The sequence below is a fragment of the Pseudomonas sp. HN2 genome (assembly GCF_020736465.1).
GTDB classification, from domain to species: Bacteria; Pseudomonadota; Gammaproteobacteria; order Pseudomonadales; family Pseudomonadaceae; genus Aquipseudomonas; species Aquipseudomonas moraviensis_A.
Map to the genome: position 1 here is coordinate 26,569 of NZ_CP085885.1, position 13,132 is coordinate 39,700.

Annotated in this window: 13 protein-coding genes; 6 read left to right on the plus strand and 7 right to left on the minus strand. The window is 59.7% G+C overall.

Features of this window, described 5'->3' with window-relative positions:
• Nucleotide 1 precedes the first annotated feature (1 nt).
• Entirely contained in the window at nt 2-823 is an 822-nt protein-coding gene (aroE, locus tag LIS66_RS00125) for a shikimate dehydrogenase (protein WP_042608261.1), read from the plus strand.
• Between the two features lie 108 nt (nt 824-931).
• On the opposite strand, the gene LIS66_RS00130 is transcribed toward aroE, so the two are convergent.
• From LIS66_RS00130 to betC, 4 genes are all read right to left on the minus strand, one after another.
• Nucleotides 932-2,500 carry a SulP family inorganic anion transporter gene (locus LIS66_RS00130; RefSeq protein WP_227973369.1) on the minus strand — a complete coding sequence of 523 codons (1,569 nt, stop codon included), beginning with the start codon at nt 2,498-2,500 and terminating at the stop codon, nt 932-934.
• A gap of 224 nt (nt 2,501-2,724) precedes the next feature.
• A protein-coding gene (locus LIS66_RS00135) for an IS3 family transposase (protein ID WP_371919907.1) occupies nt 2,725-3,866 on the minus strand; the annotation gives its coding sequence in 2 pieces (ribosomal slippage) (nt 2,725-3,605 and nt 3,605-3,866; 1,143 coding nt in all).
• Nucleotides 3,867-4,018: 152 nt separating this feature from the next.
• The gene (choX, locus tag LIS66_RS00140) at nt 4,019-4,939 is read right to left on the minus strand and encodes a choline ABC transporter substrate-binding protein (protein WP_227973370.1); all 921 of its coding nucleotides are present in this window, start codon (nt 4,937-4,939) and stop codon (nt 4,019-4,021) included.
• A 16-nt stretch (nt 4,940-4,955) separates the two neighbouring features.
• On the minus strand, nt 4,956-6,470 hold the full coding sequence (betC, locus tag LIS66_RS00145; protein ID WP_227973371.1) for a choline-sulfatase: 1,515 nt from the start codon (nt 6,468-6,470) through the stop codon (nt 4,956-4,958).
• Between the two features lie 114 nt (nt 6,471-6,584).
• Between betC and LIS66_RS00150 the strand changes: the two genes are divergently transcribed.
• Complete coding sequence (locus LIS66_RS00150) at nt 6,585-7,535, plus strand: choline sulfate utilization transcriptional regulator (RefSeq protein WP_042608265.1); 951 nt, start codon at nt 6,585-6,587, stop codon at nt 7,533-7,535.
• A 79-nt stretch (nt 7,536-7,614) separates the two neighbouring features.
• Here the strand turns inward: LIS66_RS00150 and LIS66_RS00155 are convergent, their stop codons facing one another.
• Nucleotides 7,615-8,280: an NAD(P)-dependent oxidoreductase gene (locus LIS66_RS00155; RefSeq protein ID WP_227973372.1), complete on the minus strand. Its 666-nt coding sequence runs from the start codon at nt 8,278-8,280 to the stop codon at nt 7,615-7,617.
• A gap of 81 nt (nt 8,281-8,361) precedes the next feature.
• Between LIS66_RS00155 and LIS66_RS00160 the strand changes: the two genes are divergently transcribed.
• Nucleotides 8,362-8,688, plus strand: coding sequence for a DOPA 4,5-dioxygenase family protein (locus tag LIS66_RS00160; RefSeq protein ID WP_042608267.1), 327 nt, complete (start codon nt 8,362-8,364; stop codon nt 8,686-8,688).
• On the opposite strand, the gene LIS66_RS00165 is transcribed toward LIS66_RS00160, so the two are convergent.
• Nucleotides 8,685-9,095, minus strand: a complete 411-nt coding sequence (locus LIS66_RS00165; RefSeq protein ID WP_042608268.1) for a GFA family protein — start codon at nt 9,093-9,095, stop codon at nt 8,685-8,687. The two genes, LIS66_RS00160 and LIS66_RS00165, sit on opposite strands and share 4 nt — an antisense overlap.
• A gap of 328 nt (nt 9,096-9,423) precedes the next feature.
• Between LIS66_RS00165 and LIS66_RS00170 the strand changes: the two genes are divergently transcribed.
• Nucleotides 9,424-10,731, plus strand: coding sequence for a CitMHS family transporter (locus tag LIS66_RS00170; RefSeq protein ID WP_042608269.1), 1,308 nt, complete (start codon nt 9,424-9,426; stop codon nt 10,729-10,731).
• A gap of 85 nt (nt 10,732-10,816) precedes the next feature.
• Entirely contained in the window at nt 10,817-11,584 is a 768-nt protein-coding gene (locus LIS66_RS00175) for a TerC family protein (RefSeq protein ID WP_042608270.1), read from the plus strand.
• 130 nt (nt 11,585-11,714) lie between these two features.
• Here the strand turns inward: LIS66_RS00175 and LIS66_RS00180 are convergent, their stop codons facing one another.
• Complete coding sequence (locus LIS66_RS00180; RefSeq protein ID WP_227974552.1) at nt 11,715-12,074, minus strand: DUF6124 family protein; 360 nt, start codon at nt 12,072-12,074, stop codon at nt 11,715-11,717.
• Between the two features lie 543 nt (nt 12,075-12,617).
• Between LIS66_RS00180 and LIS66_RS00185 the strand changes: the two genes are divergently transcribed.
• Nucleotides 12,618-13,115, plus strand: a complete 498-nt coding sequence (locus LIS66_RS00185; protein ID WP_083353899.1) for a PAAR domain-containing protein — start codon at nt 12,618-12,620, stop codon at nt 13,113-13,115.
• Nucleotides 13,116-13,132 lie beyond the last annotated feature (17 nt).

Consider the following 13,132-nt stretch of genomic DNA (forward strand, 5'->3'; position numbering starts at 1 on the left):
AATGGATCGTTACGTTGTTTTCGGTAACCCGATCGGCCACAGCAAGTCGCCGATGATTCACCAACTGTTCGCCGAGCAGACCGGTCAGCGCCTCGACTACAGCACGCTGCTGGCGCCGCTCGACGATTTTGCTGGCTGCGCCACCGCGTTCTTTCGAGAGGGGCGCGGCGCCAACGTGACGGTGCCGTTCAAGGAAGATGCCTACCGTCTGGCCAACAGCCTGACCGCACGCGCGCAGCGCGCCGGTGCAGTGAACACCTTGAGCAAACTGGACGACGGCTCACTGCTCGGCGACAACACCGACGGCGCCGGGCTGGTCCGCGATCTGACGGTGAACGCCGGATTCAGCCTGACAGGTAAACGTATCCTTTTGCTTGGCGCCGGTGGCGCGGTGCGGGGTGCGCTGGAGCCGTTGCTGGCGGAGAAACCGGCCTCGGTGATCATCGCCAATCGCACGGTGGACAAGGCTGAGCTGCTCGCCGAGTTGTTCTGCGACCTGGGACCGGTGTCGGCCAGTGGTTTCGACTGGCTGCGCGAGCCGGTGGACGTGATCATCAACGCCACCTCCGCCAGCCTGACCGGCGACGTGCCGCCGATCGCGCCAAGCCTGATCGAGCCGGGCCAGACCCTGTGCTACGACATGATGTACGGCAAGGAACCGACCGCGTTCTGCCGCTGGGCCACTGAGCACGGCGCGGCGCTGGCGATGGATGGTCTGGGCATGCTCGCCGAACAGGCGGCCGAGGCGTTCTGGCTGTGGCGCGGTGTGCGCCCGGATACCGCGCCGGTACTGGCCGAGCTGCGCCGCCAGTTGGCGCAATAATATCCTGTAAGAGTGAGCCTGCTCGCGATTGCGGTGTGTCAGGCACAAAGTTTCAACTGACACACCGCAATCGCGAGCAGGCTCACTTCTACAGGGGGCATGCGGTGCTCAGTCTTCAAACCGGATCGGACACTTCTGCGCCCCTTCCAGCTTCCTCAACTCTTCCACCACCGGCGGCCGTGCCCGGCGCAAGGTCAGGCTGCGACCCTGGCCCAGCAGGCGCCGCGCTTCCTGATGCAGCATCTCCACCCCCGAGTAATCGATGAAGTTGATCTGCTGCGCCTCGATCACCACTCGCGCGCCGTGCAAGCGTTGCAGGCGCACTTGCAGATAATGGCTGGCGCCGAAAAAGATCGAACCGCCCACCCGCAGCACATCGTCGTCACCGTCGCGCCAATGCTGCACCCGTGGTTGCGAGGTGCGCTTGAGGTAGAAGAACAGCGACGCCAGCACCCCGGCGTAGATCGCCGTCTGCAATTCCAGCAGCAAGGTCGCAAGGCAAGTCAAAGCCATCACCACGAACTCGGCGCGGCTGACTCGCAGCAAGGCGCGGATGCCGCGGTGATCGATCAGGCCCCAGGCGATCAACAGGATGCTGCCGGCCATCGCCGGGATCGGAATGTGCGCGATCAGCCCCGCGCCGAACACAGCGAACAACGCCACCCAGATCGCCGAGAACACCCCGGCCAGCGGCGAGCAGGCGCCCGCCTCGTAGCTCAGGCCCGAACGGGTAAACGATCCGGCTGAGAGCGACCCGGATAAGAACGCACCGACAATGTTCGACAAGCCCTGTGCGCGGACTTCCTGATTGGCGTCGAGAAGCTGCTGCGAGCGCGCCGAAATCGAACGGGCGATCGACAGACTGGTCACCAGCCCGAGCATGCCCACCGCCACGGCGCTCGGCAGCAGGCGCAGGATCACTTCAAGATCCAGGGGCAAAGTGCTGAACGGCGGCAAGCGCCCGACGAAAGCGCTGACCAGATGCACGTGGCCGAACATCGCCGGCCACAGCCACACCAGCAGGCTGGCCAGCACCAGCGTGATCAACAGCGTCGGCCAGCGCGGCAGGAGTTTTTTCAGTATTACGCCGACGATCACCGTTGCGACGCCAAGCATCAGCGACGGTTTATCCACAGCCCCCAGATGCCGCAACAGGTCCATCAGGCTGGCGAGCGCCGTGGTGTTGGCCGGCAATTCCAGCCCCAACAGATTGGGCAATTGCCCGATGGCGATCACCACGGCGGCACCGAGGGTGAAGCCGAGCACCACCGAATGCGAAACGAAATTCACCAGCGCGCCGAAGCGCAGCAGACCGAGCAGCCACTGGAAAATCCCGGCGAGGAACGTCAGCAGCAGGATCAGGGTGATGTAGTCCTCAGACGCGGGCACCGCGAGCGGGCTGACGCTGGCGTATAGGACAATCGAAATTGCCGCCGTCGGACCGCAGATCAAATGCCATGACGACCCCCACAGGCAGGCGATCAACACCGGGATGATCGCCGCATACAGGCCGTATTCCGGCGGCAGACCAGCGATCAGTGCGTATGCGATCGACTGGGGTAACGCGAGAATCGCACCGCTGAGGCCGACAATCAGGTCCCGCCCGACGCTGGCGCGGGTCTGTCGTGGCAGCCAGGTCAGGAACGGGAATAGGGAATGACGGCTGGGAAAGGCCATGGGTCCTCGCGGTTGGGGTTTTGTTCAAGGTTATCAGGGTGTCAGGTGGAAAAGCCCCTCACCCTAGCCCTCTCCCGGAGGGAGAGGGAACTGACCGAGCTGTTTGTTGAAGATTCACCGACCTGCGATTTCGGCATTGAACGCACGTTTTGATCCAACAGCGATCGGCTCCCTTTGTTCTGGTCAAACGATACTGGACACGGTTATAGGGTTTAGGTCATTTCTCATGCTGCCAAGGCTTCCATTGCTACCGGAGTCCGATATCCGTTGTGACTGTGCAGCCTGATCCGATTGTAATAATGGGTCAGGTAGCGCAACACATCGGTACTAGCCTCATCTTCGTTTCGGTAGCCAGCCTTGGGTATCCATTCAGATTTCAAACTGCCAAAGAAACGCTCCATCGGGGCGTTATCCCAGCAGTTTCCTCGTCGACTCATGCTTTGTTTTATGCGCATGTCCGCCAGCATTTCACGAAATACTTTACTGCTGTAATGACAGCCCTGATCCGAATGGAACATTAGGTTTTCAGGGCGTCCTCGCGACTCGAAAGCCATCTTTAACGCTCGACAGGTCAGAGCTGAATCCGGACTTCTGGACATCGCCCAGCCGACGATGCGCCGGGCATGCAGATCAAGTACAGCAGCCAGATAAACCCAGTAAGTACCGGCCCAAATGTAAGTCACGTCGCCACACCACACTCGATTGGGGACCTCGACATTGAATTTACGCTCCAAATGATTGGGGGCGTATTGCGCCTCCGCACCGCTGGGTTTGTAACGATGCCTGCGCCGTTGCTGACTCTTCAACCCGAGCTCGCGCATCAGGCTACGAGCCATGTAACGACCCACCGACTCTTTTTCGTTACATAGCGCCTTTGACAGGCTGCGCGCGCCCATTGAGCCGCGACTTTGCTCATGTAATTCAGCAGCTTTGATCTTTAGGCGATTGCGCCCGTCATCTACTTTCGCCCGCTGTTTCAGACGCTCGTAATAACTGCTGCGGTTGATTCCAAATACAACGCACAACTCGGATCTTGAATATTGCTCGCTTAACTCCTCGACCAGCCTTACCGATCGAGGGAATCCGACATCAAGAGAGCTGTAGCCTTTTTTAAAATTTCCTTCTCGCGCTCAATCCGTCGAATTGTTGCTTCCAGTTCTTGGATGCGTTGTTGGTCAACGGTCATGGCCTTGGACTTCTCAGGCGTCTTGCCGCTGCGCTCCGCACGCAGTTGCTCAACCCAGCGACGCAGAGCTGTAGGGCCCACGCCCATTGCTTCGCAGGCTTCACTCACCGAATAGTCTTTATCCAAAACCAGGCAAGCCGCATCCCGTTTGAAATCTGTCGAAAAATATCGTCTGGTCAAATCACACCTCGTCTATGGGCGTAGATTACCGCCCTTTAGGGGTGTCCAGAATCATTAAGCCAGATCACTTTCCCCCTCGCCCCCTTGGGGGAGAGGGCTGGGGTGAGGGGGCAAAAATCTCAAGCCGGTCACCAATCCCAGGTAACCCACGATCAAAGCTTGGCCTTCACCGCCGCCAACGCATCCTTGCCATCCACGGTCTTCACGCCATCCAGCCACTTGTCCAGCACCGCGGGGTTCGCCTTGATCCACGCCTTTGCCGCTTCGGCATTGCTGACTTTCCTGTTCACCACCTCGGCCATGATGCTGTTCTCCATGTCCTGGGTGAATGCCAGATTGGTCAGCAACTTGCCCACATTCGGGCAGGCCTCGGCGTAGCCCTTGCGGGTCAGGGTAAAGACGTTGCCGGTGTCGCCGAAGTATTTTTCGCCGCCCTTCAGGTAGTGCATTTTCAGCTGCACGTTCATCGGGTGCGGGGTCCAGCCGAGGAAGGTGACGAATTTCTGTTTCTTCACCGCCCGCGATACTTCGGCGAGCATCGCCTGCTCGCTGGATTCGATCAGCTTCCACTGACCCATGTTGAAGTCGTTCTTCTTGATGATTTCCTGCAACGAAATGTTCGCCGGCGCCCCCGAACCGATGCCGTAGATTTTCTTGTCGAACTTGTCGGCGAATTTGTTCAGGTCAGCAAAGTCATGCACACCTGCCTCCCAGACATAGTCAGGAACGGCGAGGGTGAATTCCGTGCCTTCCAGATTTTTCGCCAACTGCGTCACGTCCCCGGGGGCGACGAACTTGTCGTAGAAGCCCTGCTGCGCTGGCATCCAGTTGCCGAGAAACACGTCAACCTGACCATCCTTCAATCCGCCAAAGGTGATCGGCACCGCAAGGGTGTCGACCTTGGCCTTGTAGCCCATGCCGTCCAGCAGAAAACCGGTGATGGCATTGGTCGCGGCGATGTCGCTCCAGCCCGGATCGGCCATTTTCACGGTTTCGCAGCCCTGTTCGGCGAAGGCCGAAGCGCTGCTCAACGCAATCAGGCCGACGGTCACAGCTGTGGATAACTTGCGCATGGACTTCCCCTTAACATTATTGGTTTTGGCAGGGTTGTGGATAACGGGCCTTGCGCTCCAGGTCATCAAGATCGATGTGGTTGCGCATGTACTGCTGACTGGCATCGACCAGCGGCTGGTGATCCCAGCTCTTCAGCTTGCCGATGGTTAAAGCGTCGGCGACGAAACGGCGTCGGCGCTGGCTGGCCAGGACATCCCGATGGATCGCTGGAATGTCCCATTTGGCCCGCGCTTCAGCGAGGAACTCTTCGAACAGCTGACGATGTTGCGCCGATTGGCTCAGTTCCTCTTCTTCGCGCGGGTCGTTATCCACATCGAAGAGTAGGCATGGGTCGCTTTCGCTGTAGATAAATTTATAGGCGCCCCGGCGAATCATCATCAACGGGCTGACGGTGCCTTCGGCCATGTACTCGCCGAACACCTCGTCGTGCCCGCCCTGCCCTTGCAGATGCGGCAGCAACGAACGGCCGTCCAGGGGCAAGCCCGGTTCGAGCGTGCCACCGGCCAGGTCGACGAAAGTCGGCAGCAGGTCGGCGGTGGAAACGGCGGCGCTGACCCGGCCGGCCTCGAATTGTCCCGGTGCGCTGATCAGCAGCGGGACGCGCGCAGCCATCTCGAACCAGTGCATTTTGTACCAGAGGCCTTTCTCACCGAGCATGTCGCCGTGGTCACCGGAGAAGACGATGATGGTGTCATCGATCAACCCGGTTTCCTCGAGGGTTTGCAGCAGTTTGCCAACATTGGCATCGATATAGCTGCAAGCACCGAAGTAGGCGCGACGGGCATCGCGGATCTTATCCACAGGCAGCGGCTTGTCCCACAGGTCGTAAACCTTGAGCAGACGTTGCGAGTGCGGATCGAGTTCGTCCTGGTTCAAGGCTGTAGGCAACGGGATATCGGCATCGTCATACAGATCCCAGAAAGCCTTGGGAATCGTGTACGGATCGTGAGGGTGGGTCATCGACACGGTCAGGCAGAACGGCCGATCGCCGTCCTCGCGAATGTGATCGAACAGATATTGCTGCGCCTTGAACACCACCTCTTCGTCGAAATCCAGCTGATTGGTGCGCACGCACGGCCCGGCCTGAAGTACCGACGACATGTTGTGATACCAGCTCGGCCGTACATCCGGCTCGTCCCAGTTCACCGCCCAACCGTAATCGGCCGGATAGATATCGCTGGTCAGGCGTTCTTCATAACCGTGCAACTGATCCGGCCCACAGAAGTGCATCTTCCCCGACAACGCGGTGCGGTAGCCGAGACGGCGCAGGTAGTGCGCGTAAGTCGGGATATCGGCAGGGAAATCAGCAGCGTTGTCGTAGGCGCCGATCTTGCTCGGCAACTGACCACTGACCAGGGTGAAACGCGACGGCGCGCACAGCGGGCTGTTGCAATAGGCAGCGTCAAAGACCACGCCTTGGGCGGCGAGGCGGGACAGATTCGGCAGTTTGATCGGCGACGGGCCGTAGAACGGCAACATTGGCGCGGCCATTTGATCGGCCATGATGAAAAGAATGTTCTTGCGCTTCATGTGATCGCGGCATTCCATGTTGAATATTTATGCGAGAGTGCTGCGATCGAGCATGGAGTCCATGCCTGTTCCGGTAAAGCCCGCGCCGGACAATGACTAGGATAAGCACAGCTTATGTATGACGCCCTTGGCGACCTCTCTCTCGATCTGCTGCGCGCCTTTGAGGCGGCGGCACGTCATCGCAGCTTTACCGCCGCTGCGGTAGAGCTCGGTACCACGCAACCGGCGATCAGCCAGCAGATAAAGCGCCTGGAAGAACAGCTCGGCACGCGTCTGTTCGACCGGATTTATCGGGGCATCGAATTGACAGAAGTCGGCGCCCTGCTCTTCGATCAAGTTGCCCTCGGTTTGCAGAATATCGACGCAGGCTTGAGCGCAATCAGCGCCCAGCAGCAACATGAAGTGCTTCAGGTAGCCACGGATTTCGCTTTCGCCGCCTATTGGTTGATGCCGCGCCTGCACCGCTTCCACGAGGCCAATCCGCACATTGATGTCAGTCTGGTCACCAGCGAGCGCAACCACAATATGCTGCGCACCGATATCGACGTGGCGATCCTGTTTGGCGACGGTCGCTTCAAGCAGGGCGAGAGCCATTGGCTGTTCAGCGAGGAAGTGTTCCCGGTGTGCAGTCCGCTATTGCTCAGGGGCCGCTCACTGCCGCTGCCCGCGCAGGCTTTGCTGGAATTTCCACTGCTGCATTTGCGCGGCGAAAACAGCAGCAACTGGTTTGACTGGAGCGGGCTGTTCCGTCAACTGGGCCTGACCACGCCGCCGGCGCCGGGGCAGTTGCGCTTCGACAATTACACGTTGTTGATCCAAGCGGCGATCGGCGGGCAAGGCGTGGCGATCGGCTGGCGTCACCTTGTGGATAACTTGCTGGTGCAGGGGCTGCTGTGCCGGCCGCTGGCGCAAACCACGTTGTCGCGGCTGGGGTATTACGTGGTGTTGCCGCAACGCAAGCGCCGCGGTGCGTTGATTCAACTGTTCGTTGACTGGTTGATGGCCGAGCAGGCCAGCAGTGCGGAATCTCTCAACGGTCTGACTCTGCCTTCAATTGCGGTGTGAAGCGAAAAGATCGCAGCCTTCGGCAGCTCCTACAAATGGAATGCGATCTCATGTAGGAGCTGCCGCAGGCTGCGATCTTTTACGAATCAGAAGCCGCCACAAAATTCACATGCTCACCGATATGCAGATTCAACCGCAGCTCATCGGCAATCCCCACCGCCACACGGTTCAAGCGTTCCAGCGGTTCGGCCAGACCCGGTTCGAGATTGCCGCCAACCTGACTGAAGTGCTCGATGGTCAACCCGGCAACGCCATGCGGCGCGTTGACCAAGGTCCAGCGCAGTGAGCTGCTTTGCACCGCTTCGAGGATTTCTTCGGCGGCGTGCCGTTGCGGGCGATCATCACTGTCAGGCTCGTCGAGCACGCCAAAGTTGCCCACCAGGAACAAGCGCGGCACGCTGGCCAGTTGCAAACCTTCGACCAGTGCGTCGACTGCCAGCACCTGCTCGACCGGCCCCAGTGTCACCGAGCGCTCGACATGGTCGCTGCTGAACGGCAGCCCCGGCGCGTCCAGCAGACAAATCACCGCCGAACTGCCGGCGACGCTCTGATTGACCCGCTCGGCATCGAACAGATCGCCGGTCTTGGTGCGCAACCCCGGACGCGGCGCGAGTGCGGTGAGATCGTCGAGAATGGCGATGACTTCGTGTTGGCGGCGCAGCAATTCAGCCATCAACGCACCGCCCAGGCTGGCCATGGCACCATAGAGCACCACTTTCACCACTGGGGTTTCGGCATTTTTCATGGCTGTTTTCCTTATAGTTGTCCTATATGGCCTGTGACGGTGGAAACAGCCAAGGGTTCGAACCGATTGAGAGGCGACACGATGCAAGGGATCAAGGGCTATCACGCCCATGTCTATTTCGACGCGAAAACCATCGACCAGGCGCGGGCCTTGTGCGAACAGGCCGCGCAGTTGTTTGCGCTGAAAATGGGCCGCGTGCACGAACGCCCGGTAGGGCCGCACCCCGACTGGAGCTGCCAACTGGCCTTCGGCCCCGAGCTGATCGGCGAGGTGCTGCCGTGGCTGGCGCTCAACCGTAAGGGCCTGGTGGTGTTCCTGCACCCGGACACGGGCGATGACTTGCTCGACCACACCGAACATGCGATCTGGATGGGCGCGGTGCGGCCACTGAATCTGTCGGTGTTTTAATCGAGGGTTTCTTCGGCTTCGCCGGGCAGATGTTCATCCAGATGCAGCCAGGGTAAGCGGCTGTCGGTCCAGATATGCCGCTCGGCCGGCGCCGTTTGCGGGTGGTCCAGCGTGGCGATGGTCACGTCTATGCTGTCGGGGCTGAGCGAGGTCACCAACGCCAGTTGTGCGCCGCAGTTTGCGCAGAAGAACCGCGCGCAACTGGCCGACGAGTCATAGCGTGCCGGCGTCCCGGCCAGCCATTGAAAGTTCGCCGCCGGCACGGTGATCCAGGTGGTGACGATGCCGCCGCTGACCTTGCGGCAGATCGAACAGTGACAATGAGCGATATCGCGCAACGGACCGCTGAACTGATAGCGGATGTGTCCGCAGTGACAGCCGCCGTTGTGTGCATGGTTGGTTTCCACCGCCCTTCTCCCGTTTTTATTGACGCTCGCTGCATCCGACCGCCGGTTGACCGTTCATTCTTCGCGTTCATTAGCGAAAGGTAGCTGAAAGCTTCCCCGATTAGGATCGCCTCACTCCCGGCAACAGACCGGTTGGCCCAAGACCTGTGTTTTCCCCACAGGCCCGGCCCAATTAACAACAACAATGGTGATTCTGATGTCCTCTGCAACCCGCCGTCTCTCCCGCTTCCTGCTTATTACTCCGCCCGTACGCCTCGCGCCTCCCGTTCTGCGCTGATCCCGCCCGATCCGCTCATTCCATTAGCCGCGCTACGCCTGGAGTATTCCCATGCTGACTTTCCTTGGCTTCGCCATGGTCATCACGTTCATGTTCCTGATCATGACCAAGCGCCTGTCTGCGCTGATCGCCCTGATCATCATCCCGATTCTGTTCGCCCTGTTCGGTGGTTTCGCGCCGAAGATCGGTCCGATGATGCTCGAGGGCATCACCAAACTGGCGCCAACCGGCGTGATGTTGATGTTCGCTATTCTGTATTTCGCCCTGATGATCGACTCCGGCCTGTTCGACCCGGCCGTGCGCAAGATCCTCAAACTGGTCAAGGGCGATCCGCTGAAAGTTTCGGTCGGCACCGCCGTTCTGGCGCTCGTCGTTTCGCTCGATGGTGACGGCGCGACCACATATATGATCTGCGTGGCCGCGATGCTGCCGCTGTACAGCCGCATCGGCATGAGCCCGCGGATCATGGCCGGTCTGATCATCCTCGCTGGTGGCGTGATGAACATGACCCCGTGGGGCGGCCCGACCGCCCGCGCCGCGAGTGCGCTGCATGTCGATCCGTCGGACATTTTCGTACCGATGATCCCGGCCATGGCCGCCGGTGTCGTGGCGATCCTGCTGATTGCCTACTTCTACGGTAAACGCGAACGTGCCCGCCTCGGCGAGCTGCATCTGGTCGGCGACGAGATCGATCACAGCGAAATCAGCGTCTCGCAATTCCCCGACGCACGCCGTCCGAAGCTCATCTGGTTCAATGCCGCGCTGACCTTCGGCCTGATGTGCACGCTGATCGGCGGCCTGTTGCCGCTGCCAGTGCTGTTCATGGTGGCGTTCAGTATTGCCATGATCGTCAACTATCCCTGCCTGCAAATGCAGAAAGATCGCGTCGCCGCGCATTCCGGCAGCGTGCTGGCAGTGGTCGGGCTGATCTTTGCGGCCGGTATCTTCACCGGTATCCTGTCGGGCACCGGCATGGTCGATGCGATGTCGAAAAGCCTGTTGGCGGTGATTCCGGAGTTCCTCGGCCCGTACCTGGCGGTGATCACGGCGCTGGTGAGCATGCCGTTCACCTTCTTCATGTCCAACGACGCGTTCTACTATGGCGTGTTGCCGGTGCTGGCCGAAGCGGCCAGCCACTATGGGATCACTGCGGTGGAAATGGCCCGTGCCTCGATCGTCGGCCAGCCCGTCCACTTGCTGAGCCCGCTGGTGCCGTCGACCTATCTGTTGGTGGCGCTGGCCGGCATCGATTTTGGTGATCACCAGCGTTTCACCCTGAAATGGGCGATCCTGGTGTGTATCTGCATTCTGATTGCTGCACTGCTGTTGGGGACTTTCCCGGTGTTCAGCACTCTATAAGCCCAAGACTCACCGTTGCGGGTCCTGGCTTCGCGGTTTGAAGCCCGGACCTTTTGCGGTTCAACAATTGCTCAAAGGAATACACATGGATTGGCTGACCAACCCCGAAATCTGGGTTGCCTTCTTTACCCTGACCGCCCTGGAAATCGTCCTCGGCATCGATAACATCATCATGATTTCGATCCTGGTCAGCCGCATGCCCAAGCACATGCAGCAGCGCACCCGGATCTTCGGTCTTGGCCTGGCCATGGTCACGCGGATCCTGTTGCTGCTGTCGATCACCTGGGTCATGCGCCTCACCGCCGACCTCTTCGAAGTGTTCGGCCAGGGTATTTCCGGTCGTGACCTGATCCTGTTCTTCGGTGGCCTGTTCCTGCTGTGGAAAAGCTCGCAGGAGATGTACCACGCGCTGGAAGGCGAAGACGAAAGCGACGACGCGCCATCGGGCAAGGGCGGCAACTTCCTCTACACCATCATCCAGATCGCGATCATCGATATCGTCTTCTCGCTGGACTCGGTGATCACTGCGGTCGGCATGGTTTCCCACGTGCCGGTGATGGTCGCGGCGATCATCGTTGCGGTGCTGGTGATGATGCTGGCGTCGGGCAAGATCAGCGAATTCATCGACAAGCACCCGTCGCTGAAAATGCTCGCCCTGTCGTTCCTGCTGGTGGTCGGTACCGTGCTGATCGCCGAATCGTTCGACGTGCATGTGCCAAAGGGCTACGTCTACTTCGCCATGGCTTTCTCCCTGGCGGTGGAAGCGATCAACATCAAACTGCGCGGCGCGATGGCCAAGAAGAAACAACAGCAGGATCCAGTGAAACTGCGCAAGGATGTGCCGGGGCAGTAACCCGTTAGTCTTCAGGCAACACCCCCTTGTAGGAGTGAGCCTGCTCGCGATAGCGGTCTGTCAGTCAACAATGATGTTGAAGCTGATGGCCCTATCGCGAGCAGGCTCACTCCTACATTTGTTTCTGCGTTCAGGCAGGAGGAACGAGGTTGTCGAGGACGCGGTTGACGGCCAGCTCACCCAACATGATGACTTGCTGGATCCCCAGCAGTGAATTGCGCTGCGGTCCATCAATAAACCCGGCCAGATCACTGGCCATGATGCTCGCCGACGCCAAAGATTCGCAGGCGTGCACCAGCAGCGTTTCGTTATCCACAGCCGGATCGACGAGGAAAATGGTGCTGGGCTTGCGCGCGGCGGCGGGGTCCTGTTTGAGGCCGGGACAGAGGTAGAAATCGAGGGCGCGGTCGGCGGCTTGTTTGAGTCTTTGCGCTTCGAGGTCGGGGTGAGGAAGATCGGTGACCGGTGGATCTGGCGTTATCTTTTTCATGTTCAGCTGCTCCATAGAATGAAGCCACTGCCGTTCTCTACTAAAAGAAGGGAGGCGGCTGTACGCAGGTTAGTAGACCGGGGAGCTAGCTTTTCCGGCGCACCCGAAGGCGCCCTGCGCACAACCACCATCAGGATCAGGCATAGCCTGACGCAACGGTGCTTGCGCACGATAACTAGCAACCCGGGCTACTAATCCCGACCACTGATGAGCAGTGGTCAGCAAACGATAGAGACCAGCCCCAAAGCGCACAAGCCGGCGGATTCTGGCGTAGCCGTAGGCAACGGCGCAAGGATTTGTAGCCTGTCGCCGCGTAACATGGCGTGTGCATAAACACTCCTGCGCAATCTGTGTTTAACCCCATTCAAAAAAATCACCGCAAAACCTGTAGGAGTGAGCCTGCTCGCGATAGCATTTTCTCATTCAACAGTAATGGTGGCTGTCAGACCGCAATCGCGAGCAGGCTCACTCCTACAGGTTGACGCCCAAAGCAATGATCGTTAGCGTCCCCCGCTCGCCTCAAACGACAAACAAGGAACGTTCATGTCTGGAAAACCCGCCGCGCGCGTCACGGACCCGACCACTTGCCCGATTCCCGGCCACGGTACCAACCCGATTGCCAGCGGTTCCGGCGACGTTTTCTTCAACGGCCTCGCCGCCGCTCGCCTGGGCGACAAATGCACCTGCGGCCAAGCGCTCAGCGGTGCCTTTTCGTCCACCGTGTTCATCAATGGCAAGAACGCCATGACCCTAGACAGCACCGCCAGCCATGGCGGCGTCGTGATTGGCGGCTCAGCTAATGTGATCATCGGCAGCTCGCACACCCCTGCTCCGTTCGTTCCACCGTTGCCGATCATCGGCCAACCCTTGGTCGAATTCAAAGCAGTCAGCGCCGGCAATGGCGAACCCATCGCCGAACAGGGCTATGAAATCGAAACTGCTGAAGGCCGCATCGTGACAGGCCTGACCAATGCGCAGGGCATGACCCAGAGCGTCGCCACCCTGCAGCCCGATCTCGCCATCGTTCGCTGGACCGCCTGAGCTTCAAGGAAGAAACA

Coding starts and splice junctions, on each gene's coding strand:
- aroE (WP_042608261.1), top strand. CDS start 2: ATGGATCGTTACGTTGTTTTCGGTAACCCGATCGGCCACAGCAAGTCG.
- LIS66_RS00130 (WP_227973369.1), bottom strand. CDS start 2,500: ATGGCCTTTCCCAGCCGTCATTCCCTATTCCCGTTCCTGACCTGGCTG.
- choX (WP_227973370.1), bottom strand. CDS start 4,939: ATGCGCAAGTTATCCACAGCTGTGACCGTCGGCCTGATTGCGTTGAGC.
- betC (WP_227973371.1), bottom strand. CDS start 6,470: ATGAAGCGCAAGAACATTCTTTTCATCATGGCCGATCAAATGGCCGCG.
- LIS66_RS00150 (WP_042608265.1), top strand. CDS start 6,585: ATGTATGACGCCCTTGGCGACCTCTCTCTCGATCTGCTGCGCGCCTTT.
- LIS66_RS00155 (WP_227973372.1), bottom strand. CDS start 8,280: ATGAAAAATGCCGAAACCCCAGTGGTGAAAGTGGTGCTCTATGGTGCC.
- LIS66_RS00160 (WP_042608267.1), top strand. CDS start 8,362: ATGCAAGGGATCAAGGGCTATCACGCCCATGTCTATTTCGACGCGAAA.
- LIS66_RS00170 (WP_042608269.1), top strand. CDS start 9,424: ATGCTGACTTTCCTTGGCTTCGCCATGGTCATCACGTTCATGTTCCTG.
- LIS66_RS00175 (WP_042608270.1), top strand. CDS start 10,817: ATGGATTGGCTGACCAACCCCGAAATCTGGGTTGCCTTCTTTACCCTG.
- LIS66_RS00180 (WP_227974552.1), bottom strand. CDS start 12,074: ATGAAAAAGATAACGCCAGATCCACCGGTCACCGATCTTCCTCACCCC.
- LIS66_RS00185 (WP_083353899.1), top strand. CDS start 12,618: ATGTCTGGAAAACCCGCCGCGCGCGTCACGGACCCGACCACTTGCCCG.